General features: G+C 64.3%; 17 protein-coding genes. 15 read left to right on the top strand and 2 right to left on the bottom strand.

Annotation, left to right across the window (positions count from 1 at the left end; genetic code table 11):
* Positions 1-3: 3 nt before the first annotated feature.
* The gene (locus J3454_RS10840) at positions 4-1,332 is read right to left on the bottom strand and encodes a hypothetical protein (protein WP_349513767.1); all 1,329 of its coding nucleotides are present in this window, start codon (positions 1,330-1,332) and stop codon (positions 4-6) included.
* 630 nt (positions 1,333-1,962) lie between these two features.
* Here J3454_RS10840 and J3454_RS10835 point away from each other — a divergent pair.
* Positions 1,963-3,399: an MATE family efflux transporter gene (locus tag J3454_RS10835; protein WP_349513766.1), complete on the top strand. Its 1,437-nt coding sequence runs from the start codon at positions 1,963-1,965 to the stop codon at positions 3,397-3,399.
* On the opposite strand, the gene J3454_RS10830 is transcribed toward J3454_RS10835, so the two are convergent.
* A complete protein-coding gene (locus J3454_RS10830; protein WP_349513765.1) occupies positions 3,362-4,234 on the bottom strand; it encodes a mechanosensitive ion channel family protein in 873 nt (290 codons plus the stop codon). The two genes, J3454_RS10835 and J3454_RS10830, sit on opposite strands and share 38 nt — an antisense overlap.
* Before the next feature lie 254 nt (positions 4,235-4,488).
* Between J3454_RS10830 and groES the strand changes: the two genes are divergently transcribed.
* The 14 genes from groES (at position 4,489) to J3454_RS10760 (ending at position 18,523) form a co-directional block, all read left to right on the top strand.
* Entirely contained in the window at positions 4,489-4,776 is a 288-nt protein-coding gene (groES, locus tag J3454_RS10825) for a co-chaperone GroES (protein WP_067402560.1), read from the top strand.
* Positions 4,777-4,832: 56 nt separating this feature from the next.
* A complete protein-coding gene (gene groL, locus J3454_RS10820; RefSeq protein WP_349513764.1) occupies positions 4,833-6,482 on the top strand; it encodes a chaperonin GroEL in 1,650 nt (549 codons plus the stop codon).
* A 119-nt stretch (positions 6,483-6,601) separates the two neighbouring features.
* Positions 6,602-7,009 carry a baeRF12 domain-containing protein gene (locus J3454_RS10815; RefSeq protein WP_349513763.1) on the top strand — a complete coding sequence of 136 codons (408 nt, stop codon included), beginning with the start codon at positions 6,602-6,604 and terminating at the stop codon, positions 7,007-7,009.
* Between the two features lie 205 nt (positions 7,010-7,214).
* The gene (locus J3454_RS10810; RefSeq protein ID WP_349513762.1) at positions 7,215-9,206 is read left to right on the top strand and encodes a hypothetical protein; all 1,992 of its coding nucleotides are present in this window, start codon (positions 7,215-7,217) and stop codon (positions 9,204-9,206) included.
* Positions 9,207-9,589: 383 nt separating this feature from the next.
* Positions 9,590-10,171, top strand: coding sequence for a VOC family protein (locus J3454_RS10805; protein ID WP_349513761.1), 582 nt, complete (start codon positions 9,590-9,592; stop codon positions 10,169-10,171).
* Complete coding sequence (locus J3454_RS10800) at positions 10,168-10,944, top strand: hypothetical protein (protein ID WP_349513760.1); 777 nt, start codon at positions 10,168-10,170, stop codon at positions 10,942-10,944. Before J3454_RS10805 ends, J3454_RS10800 begins: the two co-directional genes overlap by 4 nt.
* Positions 10,941-11,723 (top strand): SDR family NAD(P)-dependent oxidoreductase, encoded by a 783-nt coding sequence (locus tag J3454_RS10795; RefSeq protein ID WP_349513759.1) that lies wholly within the window; start codon positions 10,941-10,943, stop codon positions 11,721-11,723. The genes J3454_RS10800 and J3454_RS10795 overlap by 4 nt, the downstream gene beginning before the upstream one ends.
* A gap of 16 nt (positions 11,724-11,739) precedes the next feature.
* Positions 11,740-13,263 (top strand): SMP-30/gluconolactonase/LRE family protein, encoded by a 1,524-nt coding sequence (locus tag J3454_RS10790; protein WP_349513758.1) that lies wholly within the window; start codon positions 11,740-11,742, stop codon positions 13,261-13,263.
* Positions 13,257-14,231 carry a sulfotransferase domain-containing protein gene (locus J3454_RS10785; protein WP_349513757.1) on the top strand — a complete coding sequence of 325 codons (975 nt, stop codon included), beginning with the start codon at positions 13,257-13,259 and terminating at the stop codon, positions 14,229-14,231. Before J3454_RS10790 ends, J3454_RS10785 begins: the two co-directional genes overlap by 7 nt.
* Positions 14,228-14,641, top strand: coding sequence for a GFA family protein (locus J3454_RS10780; RefSeq protein WP_349513756.1), 414 nt, complete (start codon positions 14,228-14,230; stop codon positions 14,639-14,641). The genes J3454_RS10785 and J3454_RS10780 overlap by 4 nt, the downstream gene beginning before the upstream one ends.
* The gene (locus J3454_RS10775) at positions 14,638-15,420 is read left to right on the top strand and encodes an SDR family NAD(P)-dependent oxidoreductase (protein WP_349513755.1); all 783 of its coding nucleotides are present in this window, start codon (positions 14,638-14,640) and stop codon (positions 15,418-15,420) included. Before J3454_RS10780 ends, J3454_RS10775 begins: the two co-directional genes overlap by 4 nt.
* 15 nt (positions 15,421-15,435) lie before the next feature.
* The gene (locus tag J3454_RS10770; RefSeq protein WP_349513754.1) at positions 15,436-15,840 is read left to right on the top strand and encodes a nuclear transport factor 2 family protein; all 405 of its coding nucleotides are present in this window, start codon (positions 15,436-15,438) and stop codon (positions 15,838-15,840) included.
* Positions 15,837-17,162, top strand: coding sequence for an MFS transporter (locus J3454_RS10765; RefSeq protein WP_349513753.1), 1,326 nt, complete (start codon positions 15,837-15,839; stop codon positions 17,160-17,162). Before J3454_RS10770 ends, J3454_RS10765 begins: the two co-directional genes overlap by 4 nt.
* Positions 17,159-18,523, top strand: a complete 1,365-nt coding sequence (locus J3454_RS10760) for an APC family permease (RefSeq protein WP_349513752.1) — start codon at positions 17,159-17,161, stop codon at positions 18,521-18,523. Before J3454_RS10765 ends, J3454_RS10760 begins: the two co-directional genes overlap by 4 nt.
* The last annotated feature ends 36 nt before the right edge of the window (positions 18,524-18,559 follow it).

Raw genomic sequence — 18,559 nt, 5'->3', positions numbered from 1 at the left:
TCGTCAGCGGCGGACCTGATCGACCCCGGTGCTGCCGATACCGCGTTCGGGGGTAGTGATTTGGTCCATGTGCACCTTGCGTGCGGCCTTGGGGCGAGTGTCCACCATTCCCACGTTGAACTCGTCATAGACGGGATCGTAGCTGATCGGGATGCCTTGCGCCTTTAGCTGCGCGAGCGGCAGGTAAAGCTCGCCCGCCGAAGATGCCCGGATGCGCGCAATCTGGTCCGCATCGTAACGGTCACCGAGCAATTCGACGATCGAGCCGAGCCGCACCTCGAGCCCGCTGCCGGTCTGCCGGAAATCGACCTTGCCAGCTGTTTTTCCGTCGACTCTCGTGGTCAGCTGCGACTGGATGTCGATCTGGAGCCCGTCGCGCTGATCGAACCCGGATGCGGACTGATGCGGCTTGGCAATAGGCAGCGGCGCGAGCGCCGCGGTGTTTGCTAACGCGCGCCCAATCGGTGCCGGCGCCGCTACCGGAGTGGGCGGCCGACTGGGAACGGCCGCAGGAGACGATGCGAAGCGAGCGACTGCGGATGCCGGTGCGGATGCCGGTGCGGATGCCGGTGCGGATGCCGGTGCGGGAGCAGGTGCAGGTGCGTGCGCCGAAACTGGCGCACGCCCGGCAGGCGGAAGTGAGGGCTTCGGCGCAGGCACAGCCGAGACCGGAGCACTCGGAATTGCAGCAGTACGCATCGCCGCAGCAGATGCGGGGGTCGCGGTGCCTGCGGATGAGGGAGCTGGCACAGCCAACGCCGAGGTTGTGCCGACCGGCGCTGATGAAGGGCCGGCCATCTTCTCAGTCTGTCCAGCCGAAAACTCGTGAGCCGATGCAGGCGCGGCAAACGGCTTGGCCGTTTTCAGCCCTGCCGATCGGGCTGCAGCAGCAAGCCCGACCCCTTTAGGCGCGGGCACCGTCATGGCAGAAGCGGGCGCGATCTCCTCCAGAGCCGGACGGCGACCGGGCGCGGCATCGCGCACGCCTCTCGGCACGGAAACGGAACCGAGAATAGCGACGTCTGGCACCCCCGTGACAGGCGGTCCCAAAGAGGCGAACGGCCCCCGCCCCCCGCTTGGCATCGGCGCGGCAGTCGCAGAAGCGTTCAGAAGTGCTGCGTCCGATTGGTCCGGCAGTGAGAACGTCCCGGCTTCCGGCTCGGCTGCGGGCCGGGCCAGCGCCACGGGCGCGGCCGTGATGGCGGGCAGCGCCACCTTTTCGGCCACCAGTTCAGGCGATCTGTCAGACAGCGGCTGCGAAGCCGAGCCGCGCTCGGTACTGGCAACATTGGCGTCGAAGGTCGGGCGCGAAACGGGCAGGTCCTCGGGCACGAAGGCAGCAGTTTCGCGGACAGGGACTGGTGTCGTCAGAGCGTCTGAACGCAAAACGGGAGCCAGCAGCGAGCGCAAGCCTTCTGGTGGGCGACTTTCAGGCGCAATCGCCAGCATTGAGGGCGGCGCCGACGGCGCGGGTCGATCATATGTGGGCATTGCCTCAGGCATGTGCGATCGCAGGCGTTGCGGATCGCCAAGGTCCCCGGCTCCCAACGAGAACCCGGGCAATGTCAGCGCCGCAACCACCGCTACCGTGCCGGGAAGTGCCCTCGCCCAAAGCATGCGCGAGATGGTGATCGAACTGGTACCACTCAATGAGGCAGCATGCACAGCACGCGCGGTCCGCCAGCGCGGATCGTCGCATTCCATACCAATTGCGCCGTCATCCTGCACTACGTCAGCCCCCAAAGCTTCCGATCATCTAGCAGTCAGCGTGATTCGCGAAAGCGAAAACGACGGAAAAGCGCGGGTTTCCCAAGTTGAGACAGCCGCGATTTCGTATCCTCCAGCGTGATGGCCTGCGCCTCCTCGGCCAAGCCATCACGCTGGTGCGACCAATTCTGCTTCCACCGAATCGTCCGTCGCCCTATGGCGACCGGCTCGCCTGCTGGCGGGCAGGATCCGACCATGCAGCAAGCAGCACCTCTCTCGACGCCCGGCTGGGGGCAGGAAATCCGTGCGACTCTGGCGCTGACGGGGCCGTTGGCCGCTGCAAACCTGCTGCAGATGCTGACCTATGCGGTCGACGTCATCTTCATTGCCAGACTGGGTGAGGAACAACTGGCTGCCTCCGCGCTGGCCGTGTCGCTGTTCGGGCTCGTGCTGTGGGCGCTGACCGGGCTGACCGGCGCGGTGGCGCCCTTGATCGCGGAAGCGATCGGCACCGGCGCGCCTTCGGTGCGCCCGGTCCGGCGTTCGGTGCGGATGGCGCTGTGGCTGGCGGTGCTGAGCGGGATCGTGGGCATGGGACTGTGCCTGCTGCTCGATCCGGTGATGGAGATTTCCGGCCAGCAAGCCGGAATCCGCAGTCTGGCGAACGAATACAACAACGTCATCGTCTTCTCGATGGTGCCGATGCTGCTGGCTGCGGTGCTGCGCAATTTCGTCTCGGCCCTGGGCCGCCCGATTTTCGCGACTGCGATCACCGGGCTCGGCATTTTCGTCAATGCGCTCGCCAATTACGCCTTCATTTTCGGCAATCTCGGCGCGCCCGCGATGGGGCTTTCGGGCGCCGCGGTAGCGACCATCCTCACCTCGCTGTTCACGCTGGGTGCCTATGTCGCGGCGATCAGGCATGATCTGCGGCTTCATCGTTACCGCGTGTTCGGCCGCTGGTGGGCGCCCGATTGGCAGCGCTTCCGGCTGATTCTGCTGATCGGCACACCGATTGGGCTGACGATCACGGCAGAGGCGGGCATCTTCGGCGCTGCCGCCTTCCTGATGGGCCGCTTCGGCGCGGCGGAGCTGGCGGGGCACACCGTCGCGCTGCAACTTGCCGCGCTGGCGTTTCAGGTGCCGTTCGGTGTGGGGCAGGCGGCGGCGATCCGGGTTGGCTATTTCTACGGCGCGCGCGATCCCGTTGGCGTGAAGCGCGCCGGGTGGGTGGCGATCGCGATCGGCACAGGCTTCATGTCGCTGACTGCGCTGGCCATGGTGCTGGTGCCCGAATTGCTGCTGACGATCTATGTCGATCCGTCCGATCCCGCCAACGCCGCGCTGGTGGTGTTCGCGCTGCAATATCTGGTGCTGGCAGCGATTTTCCAGCTGGCCGACGGCGTGCAGGCGGTGGCTGCGGGCGCGCTCAGGGGCTTGCAGGACACCCGCGTGCCGATGTGGATCGCGATCTTCAGCTATTGGGTGCCGGGGATCGGCACGGCGATCGGGCTCGGCTTTTTCACCCCGCTCGAAGGGACGGGAGTGTGGATCGGGCTGGCCACCGGGCTGTTCTTCGCCGCGCTGCTGCTGATCGTCCGCTGGCTCCGCCGGGAAAGGCTGGGCCTGACCATGCGCGGGGGCGACGTTACCGTTACGCCGCCGCCTCGGCCGGAGCCACTATTGTCCTGACGTCGCGCTGCGGGAACGGTATTGTTAGTCCGACTGCGTCGAACCGCACCTTGGCCGCTTCGGTCAGGTCGCGTGACAGCACCAGATAATCGCTGCTTGCGGACCAGACTCGCATGCCCATCGTAACTGAGCTGTCGGCCAGTGCCGACACGAACACCTCCGGTGCAGGCTCGGTCAGAACGCGCGCATCGCCCTGCGCAAGCGCCAGCAGTTCCTCGCGCGCCTGCTGAATACTGTCGGAATAGGAGATGCCGATAAGCAGCTCGAACCGGCGGGTCGGCATGCGGCTGAAATTGACGATCGGCTTGTTCCACAGCTCGTTGTTGGGGACCATGACGTAAAGCCCGTCGGGCTGCACCATCTCGGTGGTGAACAGGCCGATGGCGGTGGCGGTGCCCAGTACCGGCCCGGCACTGATCGTCTCGCCAACCCGGAACGGACGCTGGATCAGGATCATCACGCCCGCAGCGACATTGCTGAGCGTGCCTTGCAGCGCAAGCCCCACCGCCAGCGCCAGACCGCCCAGCGCGGCGATAATGGTGGTGGTCTGAACCCCGAACTGCGTCAGCACGGTCACTGCGACCACGGCCCACAGCGCATATTTGATTATGTTGCCGAGGAACTTCGCGACCGTCGGCTCGATCCGGCCAGACCGCGACAGCGCCCGGTCAGCCGCGCCCGACAGCAGCCGCGCCAGAATGACCCCGATGACCAGCACCGCCAAGGCCCCGGCCATATGCACCAGATTTTCGCGCAGCCATCCGACGACAGCTCCTACGATATCCAGTTCGTTGGTGACTTTGGCCGGCAGGCTGGCAAGTTCTTGCGGGGTCATGGACGGGGGATTGCTCCGTTATTGTCGGCGCGCACTGGCTGAAGCCCTTTGAAAGTGCGCGATTCCGGGTTCGGCCACGCGGGATAGATCAGCCGGGCCGCTGTGGCCACCCCGCCGCAAAAATCGCACCGCGATGCAAAAATTTTTGCATTAGCCTCCTTGATTCATGCGGCCGATAGGACCAAATGCGGCGCGTTGGCACTCTCGAGAGGAGAGTGCCAAGCAATCCACCCATTCAAGGAAAGGTCATCATCATGGCATTTCGTCCGCTGCACGACCGCGTTGTGGTCCGTCGCATCGAAGCCGACCAGAAGACCGCTGGCGGCATCATTATTCCCGATAGCGCCCAGGAAAAGCCCAGCGAAGGCGAAATCGTCGCCGTTGGCGAAGGCGCGCGTGACGACGATGGCGATCGCATCGCGCTCGACGTCAAGGTCGGCGACCGGGTATTGTTCGGCAAGTGGTCGGGCACCGAAGTCAAGATCAACGGCGAAGACCTGCTGATCATGAAGGAAAGCGACATCATGGGGATCATGGGCTGATCGCCTGATCCCTTTCGCTACCTTCAATCCATAAACGAATCTTAGGAGAAACAATCATGGCTGCCAAGGACGTAAAGTTCGGCCGCGATGCCCGCGAAGGCATTCTGCGCGGCGTCGATATCCTCGCCAACGCCGTCAAGGTCACGTTGGGCCCCAAGGGCCGCAATGTCGTGATCGACAAGAGCTTCGGTGCCCCGCGCATCACCAAGGACGGCGTTACCGTCGCCAAGGAAATCGAGCTCAAGGACAAGTACGAGAACATGGGCGCGCAGATGCTGCGCGAAGTCGCCAGCAAGGCGAATGACAGCGCGGGCGATGGCACCACCACCGCCACCGTGCTGGCTCAGGCGATCGTCACCGAAGGCATGAAGTCGGTCGCTGCCGGCATGAACCCGATGGATCTCAAGCGCGGGATCGATCAGGCCGTGCACGCCGTGGTCGCCGATCTCAAAAGCCGTTCGAAGGACGTTTCGGACAGCTCGGAAATCGCGCAGGTCGGGATCATCTCGGCCAATGGCGACCGTGAAGTCGGCGAAAAGATCGCCGAAGCCATGGACAAGGTCGGCAAGGAAGGCGTGATCACCGTCGAGGAAGCCAAGGGACTCGAGTTCGAACTCGATGTCGTCGAAGGCATGCAGTTCGACCGCGGTTACCTGTCACCCTACTTCATCACCAACCCCGACAAAATGACCGTGGAGCTGGAAAATCCCTATATCCTGATCCACGAAAAGAAGCTGTCGAACCTGCAGGCGATGCTGCCGATCCTCGAAGCGGTGGTGCAGTCGGGTCGTCCGCTGCTGATCATCGCCGAAGACATCGAAGGCGAAGCGCTGGCGACCCTCGTGGTCAACAAGCTGCGCGGCGGCCTCAAGGTTGCTGCGGTCAAGGCCCCCGGCTTTGGCGATCGTCGCAAGGCGATGCTGCAGGACATCGCGATCCTGACCAAGGGCGAGATGATTTCCGAAGACCTCGGCATCAAGCTCGAAAACGTCACCGTCGGCATGCTCGGCGAAGCCAAGAAGGTCTCGATCGACAAGGACAACACCACCATCGTCGATGGCGCCGGTTCGGCTGACGACATCAAGGCGCGCGTTTCCGAAATCCGCACGCAGATCGACAACACCTCGAGCGATTACGACCGTGAAAAGCTGCAGGAACGTCTGGCCAAGCTGGCTGGCGGTGTTGCCGTGATCAAGGTCGGCGGTGCTTCCGAAGTCGAAGTGAAGGAACGCAAGGACCGCGTCGACGACGCCCTCCACGCGACCCGCGCCGCGGTGGAAGAAGGCATCGTTCCGGGCGGCGGCACTGCGCTGCTCTATGCCACCAAGGCTCTCGAAGGGCTGAAGGGCGCGAACGAAGACCAAACCCGCGGCATCGACATCATCCGCAAGGCGATCACCGCCCCGATCAAGCAGATCGCCCAGAACGCCGGCCATGATGGCGCCGTCGTTGCAGGCAACCTGCTGCGCGAGAACGACGAAACGCAGGGCTTCAACGCTGCGACCGACACCTACGAAAACCTGGTGAAGGCCGGCGTGATCGATCCGACCAAGGTGGTTCGCGTGGCACTGCAGGATGCGGCCTCGGTCGCCGGCCTGCTGATCACCACCGAAGCGGCGATCGTGGAGCGTCCGGAAGACAAGTCCCCCTCCCCGGGCATGCCCGACATGGGCGGCATGGGCGGTATGGGCGGCATGGGCTTCTAAGCCCGCCGGTTGCTCACATCGGACTACAGGAAGCCCCGGAAGGTCGCACCTTCCGGGGCTTTTCTGTTATGCATGGCCGCAAGCAGGGGAACCGAAATCCGAACACAAGGACGACCATCATGAAACTCCCGCACAAGGCCCACGTCGCGCTGATCGATGGAGAAAGCTTCACGCTGTTCCGCAATGACGGGCAGATCTTCGAGCCCCGGCTGGTCGAAGTCGACAAGCCCGATCTGGACGTGACCAATTTCAGCGCAGGGGTGCGCCACCAGGATTCGGGACGTAAGCCCGACAGCACCGATCTTGACGAACTTGCCCATGGTGCGGCCGCCGCCGAATGGCTCAACGCCAAGGCGATCGCCGGGGGCATCGAGGCGCTGCTCATCATTGCCGACCCCAAGACGCTGGGCGAAATGCGCCAGCACTATCACGTCGAACTCAATCAGCGGCTCGTCGGCGAGATCGACAAGACCCTGACCGGACAGTCAACCGATCGGATCGCAGCGGCAATCGTCGCGGCGGAGTAAATGGATGTGCGTTGTCGCCCTTGCCACCGGCTCAATTCAGACTCAGCGGGTAAAACTGATTGCAAAATACCATGCACTGACTAGGCCTTCTTAGCGGGGGACTTGAATGCGGCAGGATCGATCAAAATGCGTTCCGCCGACGACTGAAGCTTTTGTCCGGATATTCGGCGAATTCCGGTTGGAGACTGCGGACGGAACGCCTTTATTGCTGAGCAATCGTCGGGGCATGTTGCTGGTGGCGTTGCTGTGCCTTCAGCCGGATAACAGCCTTGACCGCGATACGCTGTGCCGGCTGCTCTGGCCCGACCGGTTCCCCGCACAGGCCAAGGCGAGCCTCAGGCAATGCCTCCTCGATCTGCGCCACCAATTCGAGAGTGAAGGCTGCGGCCAGGTGCTGATCGTCACCCGCGCGGCCGTGGCGCTTGATCGGAGGTCTCTGCAATCCGACTTGCGCGCACTGGACGCTGCACTGGAACACAGCGACGGGTCGGCCGCGGCGGCCATTCTTGAACGCATCGGCAGCCTGCCGCTGCTCCAGGCCGTATCGTTCAATCCCACCTTCGACCGCTGGATCGCGCAAAAGCGGCAGCAGGTGGATATGCGGTTGGGTCAGGCGGCCATGCAACTGGTCGCCGACCTGCGCGCCGCCGGGGACTCCGAAGCCAGTGCAAGGCTGAGCGCCGCAGCTCAGGCGCGCTATCCCGCCGCCCGTGGCCTCACGGACATCGCGCTCGCCGTCCTGCCATTCCCGCAGATCGATCTGGTCGGCGGAAACTTCTTTCTGGCCGAAGGCGTGACTGATGAACTGGTTTCGCGGTTGGGCAAGGTCGAAGGCATTGCGCTCGCCGGTCGCACCTCGGTTCTCGCGGTCGCACCGCGCAGGCAAACGCTGACGGAAATGGCGGCAAGTCTCAGGGTGACGCATTTGATCGAAGGGGAGGTCAGGCGCACCCCCGATCTGATCACGGTCAGGATCGCGCTGATCGAAGGCGCCACCGGCACCGAGATCTGGGCCGACCGGATCGAAGGCTCGATCGACGAATTCTTCGAATCCCGCAAAGTTATCGGCAACAACATAATCGCGGCGATCTGCAGGGTGCTGGGGCTCGCGCTCTCGCCCGCGCCGATGCGGCGAATGACCGCGAACCGCGCAGCCTATTCGCTCTATCTGCAAGGCCGCTCGCTGGTACGGCGCTCGATCACCGACGGGGCAGCGGCGAAATCGATCGAGCTGCTGGAAGAGTCGCTGGCGCTCGATCCCGACTTCGCCGAATGCTGGACCGCGCTTGCCGACGCCCATATCCATAATGCGGTCTATACGCCGTGCCTCGACCGGGTCGAACGGTCGCGCAAGGCGGCGGAATGCGCCCAGCGGGCGGTCGCGCTCGATCCGGGCCAGGGCCACGCGCTGGCGATTCAGGGGATCCACGAATGGACGCGGCTGAACCCGGCGGGCGCGCTCGACCTTGCGTTTGAAGCCTATGCCCGCGAGCCGCGCAATGCCGATGTCGCGCTGCGGCTCGGATCGTTTTTGCTGTATATCGGCCGAACGCGCGCGGCCCTGCCATTCATCGAGGCCGGGATCGAGCAGGACCCGGCTTACGGTCGGAATTATGGTATGCTTTCGACCGCGCATTTCAACCTTGGCGAAATGGCTCCGGCGCTGGCGGCAGGGCAGCGGATGATCGACCTCGGGATGCCCGGCATGTGGCTTGCCGTCATCAATGCGGCGAACGGCGAACGTCAGCAAGCCGCCGAGACCTATTACGCACAGCGGATGCTGATGAACACGGTGATCCTGCCGCCCGCCGGGACCGAGCCGATGAGCGACGCGGTGCGCGATGCCTACTGGGGGATCGCGGCGAAGGGGATTTGCAGCGGAGATGCGGACGCGCGGACGGCCTATTGCGCCATGCTCGACGGGCTGCACCAGACGATGCCGGACCCCTGTGATCCATCGATCGCGTTTCCGGCGATCTGGATGGGGCATGCCGAATTGGTCATGAAGATTTACCGCCAATGCATTCATCCGGCCAATATGTTCGGCCTGATGAGCCTGTGGGCCGATGTCGAACCGATCCGCCGGGTCCGCCTGCATCCGGACTTCATGAACTTCGCCGAAGACCTCGGCATGGTCGAGGCGTGGAACCGTCACGGCTGGCCCGACCTAATGCCGAAAGGCCGACCCGGCGCTTGAACCTGCACGAATTGACGCTTTTTTGACGGTCACCCCGGTTGACCGCACCCGCTTCTGACGGGCACTTTGCCCGCACCGGAACTACGGAAATTGAACCAATTCAAACAGCGCACGGATCGGGGGATCGGTGCGCGCGGGGGAGTTTTATCGGTGCAATTCGGGGTGAGACAAGCGGCATCGAAGGTGAACTGTTCAACAGCGGCGAGAACGGAAGGAAACGATCCGGTTCGCTCTGGCCCCCTGCGGCCGGCTTGATGCTGCAGCAGAATTATAAGCCGCGCTGACCCGGGGGGGTATGCGCGGCCAGAGCTCCGGCGGGCGGTGATGCGACCCGATCGCCCGCCGGAGTTCGTCCCCCAGTTCAAGCAGGAGTGAGGCCCGACATGGCGATACCAAAACCCAAACTTGCGCATGTCGTCTATCGCACACGTCAGCTCGAACCGATGCTGAAATGGTATGCGAACGTGTTCGGCGCGCGGATCGTCTATCGCAATCCGGCGCTGGCGTTCCTGACCTTCGACGATGAACACCACCGGCTCGCCTTTGCCGATCTTTCAGTGATCGCGCCCGATGGCGAGGATACCGCACAGGCGCCGGTCGGTGTGGATCATGTCGCCTATGAAGTCCCCTCGCTCGCCGCGCTGCTGGAAACGTGGGAAGACCTGAAGGCAAAGGGGATCGAACCCTACTGGTGCGTCAATCACGGCATGAGCGCCTCGCTCTACTATGCCGATCCCGATGGCAACCAGATGGAATTCAGTGTCGATTGCTTTGCCAGCAAGGGCGAATGCCGTGACTATTTCGCGGGCGACAAGATCGGCCAGAACCCGGTCGGGACCGAATATGATCCGGCCGAATGGCTCGCCCGGTTGCGCGGCGGGGAAAGCGCGGCAGATCTGCTAGCGATCGATCTGGCCGCGCCGGTCTCGCCCATTCGCGGGCGGCTGGAAGTGTTGGTTGGATGACCAGCAACGCTGACACGGCAAGCCTTGAGCAGAGCCCGCGACCTGCCAGCATTACGCGTCCGCGTTTCTGGCTGGTGGCTGCATCGCTGATGCTCGCCCTGACAATCATCGGCTTTGCCCCGTTTTACCTGCGCGGCAACGGCTTCGGGGAGCGTAGTATAACGCCATGGCTGGTGCCGCTGGTGGTTGTTCATGGTGTGGCGATGACGGGCTGGATAGTCTTGCTGGTGGTCCAGACCGGCCTCGTCACCCTGCGTTCGGTACGCACGCACATGTTGGTCGGGGCATGGTCGATGGCCATAGCCGCCCTGAGTGCGACAAGTGGGATCATCCTTGCCTATGCCTCGATCCTCGACGCGCCCGGATTTCCGTTCTGGGGACGGCCTTATTGGCAGTTCGGCCCGTCCATGTTCACGGAAATGCTGGTCTTCAGCGGGTTTGTGGCTGCTGGGTACTTCAATCGCAAAATACTAGACCGCCACCGCGCGCTGATGTTGCTGGCCGGGATTGCGGTCCTGTCTGGCGCGACAGTTCGCATCCCGGCGACGATACCCCTGTTTGGCGACAGCGGATGGCTGGGCGTGTTCGGGCCTGCTGCCCTGTTCGGCTTTGTGCTGGCCGCGATCCGGTTCGGGCAGGAGCGCCGGATCGACCGGTGGTTCACCGGAGGATTTGGGCTGATTTTGGTTGCCTACACCTTTGCCTGGTGGGCCGGAGGTACATCGTGGTGGGCCGCGATTGTTGCGCACGGCCTTGGGATTGCCATCGCATGACCCAGCCTCGGCCCACTTTCGATCTTTCCGGCAGGGTTGCGGTCGTCACCGGCGGCAATCGCGGGATCGGACGGGCGATTGCAATCGGTTTGGCGCAGGCGGGCGCTGCGGTAGCGATTCTGGCACGCGATGCCACCCGAAATGCCGAAGTCGAGGCTGAACTCGAACGGATCGGTCGGCGCACGCATGCCGATATCCTCGACGTGACCGATCGCGCCGCGCTCGCTCCGGCGATTGCCGGCGTGGAGCGCGCGCTCGGCCCGATCGACATTCTCGTCAATAATGCCGGCAATGCCGATGTCAGCGGCGGGGTGCTGCACCAGTCGGAGGAAGGCTGGGACAATGCGCTTGCGACCCATCTGACCGCGACCTTCCTGCTGTCCAAGGCTGCGGCGGTATCGATGCAGCAACGCGGGCGCGGCAAGATCATCAACCTTGCCAGCATGTATGCGATCTTCGGCGCGGGCAACCTGCCGTCTTATGCCGCTGCAAAAGGCGCGGTCGTCCAGCTGACAAAGTCGATGGCGATCGAACTCGCCCCGCATGGCATTCAGGTCAATGCCATCGCGCCGGGCTGGATCGCAACCGAGATGACCGCTCTTGCGCGGGACGATCCCGATTGGAGCGGTTTCAACACGATGCTGATGGCGCGCACACCGGCAGGCCGCTGGGGCGAGCCGGAGGAATGCGCGGGCGCGGCGGTGTTCCTCGCCAGCGCGGCGGCCGATTTCGTTACCGGGATCACCTTGCCGGTCGACGGCGGATATTCGGTTTTTTGAGGAGATAGGACGGATGATGACAATCCGGATTGCGCTTGGTTTAGCGCTTGTCAGCCTCGTTTGCGCGCCTGCCTCTGCCGACCCGGCACCGCCCGCACCGCAGGTCGCTGAATTTGAGCGGTTCCCGGCAGAGGGCGGGCTAACCCATGCCGAGGATGGCGTGATCCTGCGCGATGGCCGCCTGCTGGTGGGTGACTGGAATCATGGCCTTGTCACCATCTCGCCGGACGGGACGATCAGTCCGTTCGGCGATTTCGCCGCAGCCGGCTTCAGGACAAAACCGGATCCCTTATGGAACAGCCCCAATGGCATCTCATGGGAGCCGGACGAGCGACATGTGCTGGTCGCGGACATCACCGGAGGTCACATCTACCGCGTCGATACCGTGACGCAGCAGGTCGGGCGCATTTACGACCACCCCTTCGGCGTCAACGCAGCCATCCGCGACCCTTCCGGCGCGATCTGGTTTACCCAATCGACCGAGAACGCGCCGGGAGCGGGGTCGGAAGCGCGGATGTTCGCCGCCGCCGACAGACCGATGGGCGACGGGTCGGTCTGGCGGATTGCGCCCACCGAACTGGGCAAGGCAGACCCGCGCGCGGTCAAGCTGGTGGATGGCCTCGATTTCGCCAATGGCATCGTCTTCGATGACTTGCGCGGTCGGCTTTATGTCGCGGAAATCGTCGCCAGTCGCATCCTGAGCTTCGCGGTAGATGCGGTGACCGGCGCGCTCGGCGACAGGCGCGTGCTCGTCCGCGTGACCACACCCGACAATCTCGAACTCGCCGCCGACGGCATGCTGTGGGCGGCGAGCCCGTTCGCCAACGCGCTCTACCGGATTGATCCCGATAGCGGCGCGGTCAGCACGGTGTTCAATCCCGATCCCGCCAAGAGCTCCCGGATGGTGGCCGAGCTCGAACGTCGACAGGCCGCTGGCGAGCCGCTGCTGCCGCTGCTCTCGCCTGACTTGTGGGCGCCGATGCCTGGGCTGGTCACCGGCGTGATCCTGCCAAGCGGTGACGGACCCGCCCATGTCTCCGGACTTGGAGACGCGTTGGTCAGGATCGATGTGTCCGCGCAATCGGCTGGGGCGGGCAGCGCGACTTTTTCTCTCACCGATTTCGCGCGCAATTACGCCGCTGCCTGGTCGAGCCAGAACCCCGAACGTGTCGCTGCCTTCTACAGCGAGGGCGGCCGGCTTGTGGTCAACGGGGGTGAACCGGCGATCGGGCGCGCCGCGATTGCCGATGTCGCGCGCGGCTTCATGGAAGCGTTTCCGGACATGGTGGTCGCGCTCGATTGCATCGGCGCGGATGGCGGCAGACAGGTCTTCCACTGGACGCTGACCGGCACCAACACGGGACCAGGCGGAAGCGGAGCGCGGGTTGCAATCAGCGGAGCCGAGGCCTGGCTGATCGGCCCCGACGGGCTGATCGCGGACTCGGCAGGTGCCTTTGATGCGGCGGATTACGCCCGCCAGCTTGCCGCCACCTTTGCGGCCATCATCCCGCGTAACCGGAGCATCGCGCCATCATGCTGATCCGCCCACCGCACAAGACCATCCGCACCTGGCACACCGACACCAGCATCTGGGATGACTTCGTCTTCCGGGCGGGCGACATCGTGGTCGTCACCCCGCCCAAGACCGGGACCACCTGGACCCAGCGAATCATCGACATGCTGCTCCACCAGTCAGCCGCGCCGCGCCAGATCATGGATGAGGCACCCTGGCTTGATGCGCGCTTTATTCCGCAACAGGAGATCGCCGCAGGGCTGGCGGCGCGGGCCGGTCGGCGCAGCCTCAAGTCGCATTCCCCGCTGACCGCGCTGCCGCTGCATGACGATGTGCTCTACATCAATGTTGCGCGCGATCCGCGCGATGCGGTGATGTCGTTTTTCAACCACTGCACCCACTATTCCGACGAATTGCTCGCCGGACTGGACCAGATCGGGCTGAACGATCCGGCCATCGCCGCGCCGCACCCGCGTGCGCCCGCTGATCCGCGTGCCTTCTTTCGGCGATGGCTGCGCGATCCGCAGCACGCACCATTCGACGATTTCACCATGGCCGAATTCTTCGAAATCGAGCGCAGCTTTTGGGAGGAGCGGGAGCAGCCCAACATCCTGATGGTTCATTACAACGACCTCAAGGCCGACCGCGACGGCGAGATGCGCCGAATGGCGCAATTCTGCGGAATCGCAACGCCTCAGCCGCTGTGGGATGAAATCGTCGCCGCCGCAGGATTCGATGCCATGAAACGCGATGGACCGAACATGCTCGGCATGGCCGAGATGGGGTTCAAGGGCGGGGCAGACACTTTCATGCACAAGGGCACCAATGGCCGCTGGGCCTCGGTTCTGAGCGATGGTGACCTCGGCGATTACGCGGCGGTGCTCCGGTCGGAGGCGCCGAAAGCCTTGGCAGACTGGCTCGAAGCGGGGCGACTTGAAGCGGGCGATCCGACCCCCGGCCGCTGCGCATTTGTCCAATCACGGAGCATGACATGACCGGGGAAACCTCTGGCCGGTGCCATTGCGGGGGCGCGCAGTTCACCTTCGATGCGGCACCCGTTGCGACGTTCTATTGCCACTGCAGCGATTGCCAGCGGACCACCGGCAGTCCGTTTTCGGTCGAGCTGATGATCCCGTCGGACACTTTCGCGGTCATGGGCGAGCTGGCGACCTACACCGTAATCGGGGACAGCGGCGGCGCGGTGCATCGGCGGTCCTGCGGGTCATGCGCATCGGGCCTGTTCCTTGAATGCGATTCCGATCCGGGCTTTGTCTTCGTGAAAGCGGGCGCGCTGGACGATCAAAGCGCGGTTCACCCGGAGATGCACATCTTCGTCTCGGCCAAGCAACCGTGGGTGAAGATTGCCGACGACCTGCCGCAATATGACCGGATGCCGCCGGCATGAGCGCGGAGGTTAACTCCTTCGCGGGGAAGATCGCGCTGGTCACCGGAGCGAGCAGCGGAATCGGTCTTACGACCGCACAGCTGCTTGCCATGCGCGGCGCGAGTGTGGTGCTGGCAGCGCGGCGCGAGGAGGATATCGCCGCCCATGCCGAGGCGATCCGCGCGGCGGGCGGCAAGGCCAGCCATATCCGTACCGATGTGGCCGATGCCGGTGATGTCGAGGCCATGGTTGCAAACACGGTCGAAACGCACGGGCGGCTCGACATTGCGGTCAACAACGCCGGTATCGGCGAGACGGTGGTGCCCATCGTCGATATGGCCGACGCCGATTGGGACGCAGTGATCGACACCAATCTGCGCGGCAATTTCCTGTGCCTGAAGCATCAGGCGCGCGCGATGCTGGCGGCAGGCAATGGCGGGGCCATTGTCAATGTCGGATCGGTCAATTCCTTCCTCGGCTGCGCGGCCTTCGCGCATTACTGCGCTTCGAAAAGCGCGCAGATCGGGCTTACGTCCTCTGCCTCTGCCGAGCTTGCGCCGCAGAGCATCAGGGTCAATCTGGTCTGCCCCGGGATCATTGACACCCCGCTCCATCGGCGCGCGCGAACGAAGTTCGGAGATGCGGCTTATGACGAGCTGATCGAGCACCGGATCCACCTCAAGCGCGCTGGCCAGCCGATCGAAATCGCGCGCGCGATCGCATTTCTAGCCTCGGACGAAGCCAGCTTCATCACCGGCACCACTCTGACCGCCGACGGCGGCTTCCACCTCACACTGTGAAAGGACACAACCGCGATGCCTGACAATCTCGAAGCGATCAAAACGCTCTACGCGGCCTTTGCCTCTGGCGACATGGCGGCGGCGGCCTCGGTGATGGCGCCCGACATGGCGTGGAACGAGGCGGAGAATTACATTCTCGCCGATCGCAATCCCTATGTGGGGGCAGAGGCGGTGTTCGCGGGCGTGTTCGGACGCACGGCAGAACTGTTCGATCACTTCGCGGTCGAGGTCGGAACCTTCGTTTGCCACGGCGATACCGTGGCGATGCAGGGCCGTTATTCGGCCGTGTCGAATGCAACCGGGCAGCGGGTGAACCCGCAGATCGTCCACTGGTGGACGGTGAAGGACGGGCTGATCACCGGCTTTCAGCAGCATGTCGATACGCTAGCCATGGCCCGCGCGTTGGGCGAGGCGGGATGACGAACGCCGCCACCGCCGCTCCGGCATCCGCCGCCCGCCGTCCGCTGCCGGCGCTGTCCGAACACAAGATCGCCCGCTTTGCGGCCATTATCGTGCTGTATTTCCTGCAAGGCGTGCCGCTCGGGCTGGCGCTGGTGGCGTTGCCTGGCTGGCTGGCCGAAAATGGTGCCACGCCGGTGCAGATCGGCGGGTTTGTCGGCATCGCGATGCTGCCATGGTCGACCAAGCTGTTCAACGGTCTTGTCATGGACCGCTTCACCTTCAAGCCGATGGGCCGACGGCGCGGCTGGATCCTGTTGTCGCAGGCCCTCATGGTGGCAGCGCTGCTGGGGATGGCGGTGACCGCGCCCGGCGCCAGTGACATCGCGCTGCTGACGGCCTTCTGCTTCACGCTGAATGTCTGCGTTACCTTTGCCGATGTGGCGGTCGACGGGATGACAGTCGACATCGTGCCCGAGGCCGAGCGCACCGCAATCAACAGCCTGATGTTCGCCAGCCAGAGCTTCGGCGTGGCAGCGTGCAGCTATCTTGCCGGGCAGTTGCTGGCGTCGGGCAGTCTGGCAAGCACCGCTCTGGTGCTGGCGGTGATGGTCGGCTGTGCCTCTGTGTTTGTGGCCCTGTTTCGCGAACGGCCGGGCGAACGGCTGCTGCCGTGGACGCGGGGACAAGCTTCGCGGGAGTGCGAGGAACGCCAGAATTCGGCCTGGTGGCCGATCCTGTCGGGCGTGTTCCGATCTGTCATCGCGCCGCGCACCTTGCTGTTTCTGCTCGGCACCGGCTGCGCCTGCGCGATGCTGGCCTTTATCGATGCGGTCAATCCGACGCTGGCGGTGCAGCACCTGGGCTGGAGCAGCGAACGCTATGCCAGCCTCAGCGCCTTGCTCAATCTTGTCGCTGCGGGGTTTGCGCTGTTCGTGCCGGTCGCACTGGTGCGCTGGTTCGGCCTCAAGCGGGCGATCATCGGGCATTTCGTTGCCATGGCCGCGCTGACAGCGATAGCGGGCGCGACCTTTGCCGGGTGGCAGGACGACATCTTGTTCATGGCTCTGACCTCGGCGCTTTACGTGCTCTCCGTGCTGCTCGTCGTGCTGCATGTCGTCTGGGCGATGCGGATCAGCAATCCCGCCATTGCTGCCAGCCAGTTTGCCCTGTTCATGGCGGTGCCGAACCTTGCGCGCTCGATCATGTCGGGCAATTCTGGCTGGCTGGTCGAAGGCAGCGGCTATGCGGCGACATATTATGCGGCGGCGGGAATCATCCTGCTGGGGCTGGTGTGCTGCCTGCTCGGGCGGGTGGGCAATGACCGGGCTGTGGCCCCATGACCGCCGCTGCGCCGGCGGTGCCATCGACCGTCCTCCAGAAACGCCTCGGCCTGCCCTTCGCGATCGCGATCATGGCCGGATCGGTGATCGGCGCGGGCATCCTGCGGACGCCGGGCGTGGTCGCGAACGAGGTGCCGGTGTTCTGGGCGGCGATGGCCGTCTGGGCGCTCGGCGGGGTTTACGTGCTGCTATCGGTCAATGTCGCGTCCGAACTGACCACTGCCCTGCCGCGAGCCGGCGGAATCTATGTGCCGGTCCGCGAGGCTTTTGGCGATGGCCTCGGGTTGCTGGCGGGGTGGGCCATGTGGGCGGGCGGCGCGGCGGGCATGGCGGCGTTGTCGCTGGCCTTCGCCGAATTCCTTGCCGTCGCCGTCCCCGCAATGTCGCCCTTCACCGCGCCGGTTGCGGTCGCCGCCTTGCTGATGGTGACGGGATTCAACGCGATCGGGGCCGAGGAAGGCCGGATCTCAAACATTGTCGGACTCGCGCTCAAGCTGCTGCTGCTGTCGGGCGTTATCGTCGCCGCATTCACCCTCGAATCTTCCGGTCCATCCAGTGCCGGGAGCGCCGCCTCGTCAGTGTCCCCTGGCGAGGCGGCAATCGGCTGGATTGCCTTCATCACCGCCTTCCAGATCGTGCTCGGCGCCTATGACGGCTGGCAAGCGCCGACCTTTTTTGCCGAGGAGGACAAGGACCCGGCCCGTAACATCCCGCGCGCGTTCTTCGTTTCGGCCGTGATGCTGATTGCGATCTATCTTGCCATCAACCTCAGCGTGTTCACCGTACTCGACGTCGAGACATTGCGCGGGTCGGATTTGCCGGTGGCGCTGCTGATCGAGACGCTGTTGGGACCGGTCGGACTTAAGATAACCGGACTTTCGGCGGCGATCATGGCGCTGCTTACGCTCAATGCAATCATCATGGCCCAGCCGCGCATACTCTACGGCATGGCACGCGACGGACTCTTCCTGCACAGCGCAATGCTGGTCAATCGCGGCGGCACGCCTTGGGTGGCGCTGCTGATCGGGGCGGTGGTGGCGATCCCGATGATCCTGACCGGCGCTTATGTCTTCGTCTTCAAGATCCAGGTTGCAGCCGGACTGCTGGCAGCAGTGCTCTACAACGCGGCCTATTTCGCGCTACGGTTGAAACGGCCGCATATGCCGCGACCGTTCCGTGCCATCGGTCACCCGGTGCTGCCCACACTGATCCTGGCGATCACCATCGCGCTGTTCGCAGCGGTGGTGATCGCCGATCCAGTCTCGGGCCTGTGGGTCGCAGGGCTGATCGGGGTCTGCGTGCCGGTGGGCATTCACCTCGGGCACGAACGCCGAAAAATCGGCACAATCGGCCACATCTGACCGAGTGAGCCGAAGGCGGGGTGCGAGCACCCCGCC

It is taken from the genome of Erythrobacter sp. NFXS35 (assembly GCF_040148725.1).
Classification (GTDB): Bacteria; Pseudomonadota; Alphaproteobacteria; order Sphingomonadales; family Sphingomonadaceae; genus Erythrobacter.
This window is presented reverse-complemented; position numbering and strand designations above follow the sequence as displayed.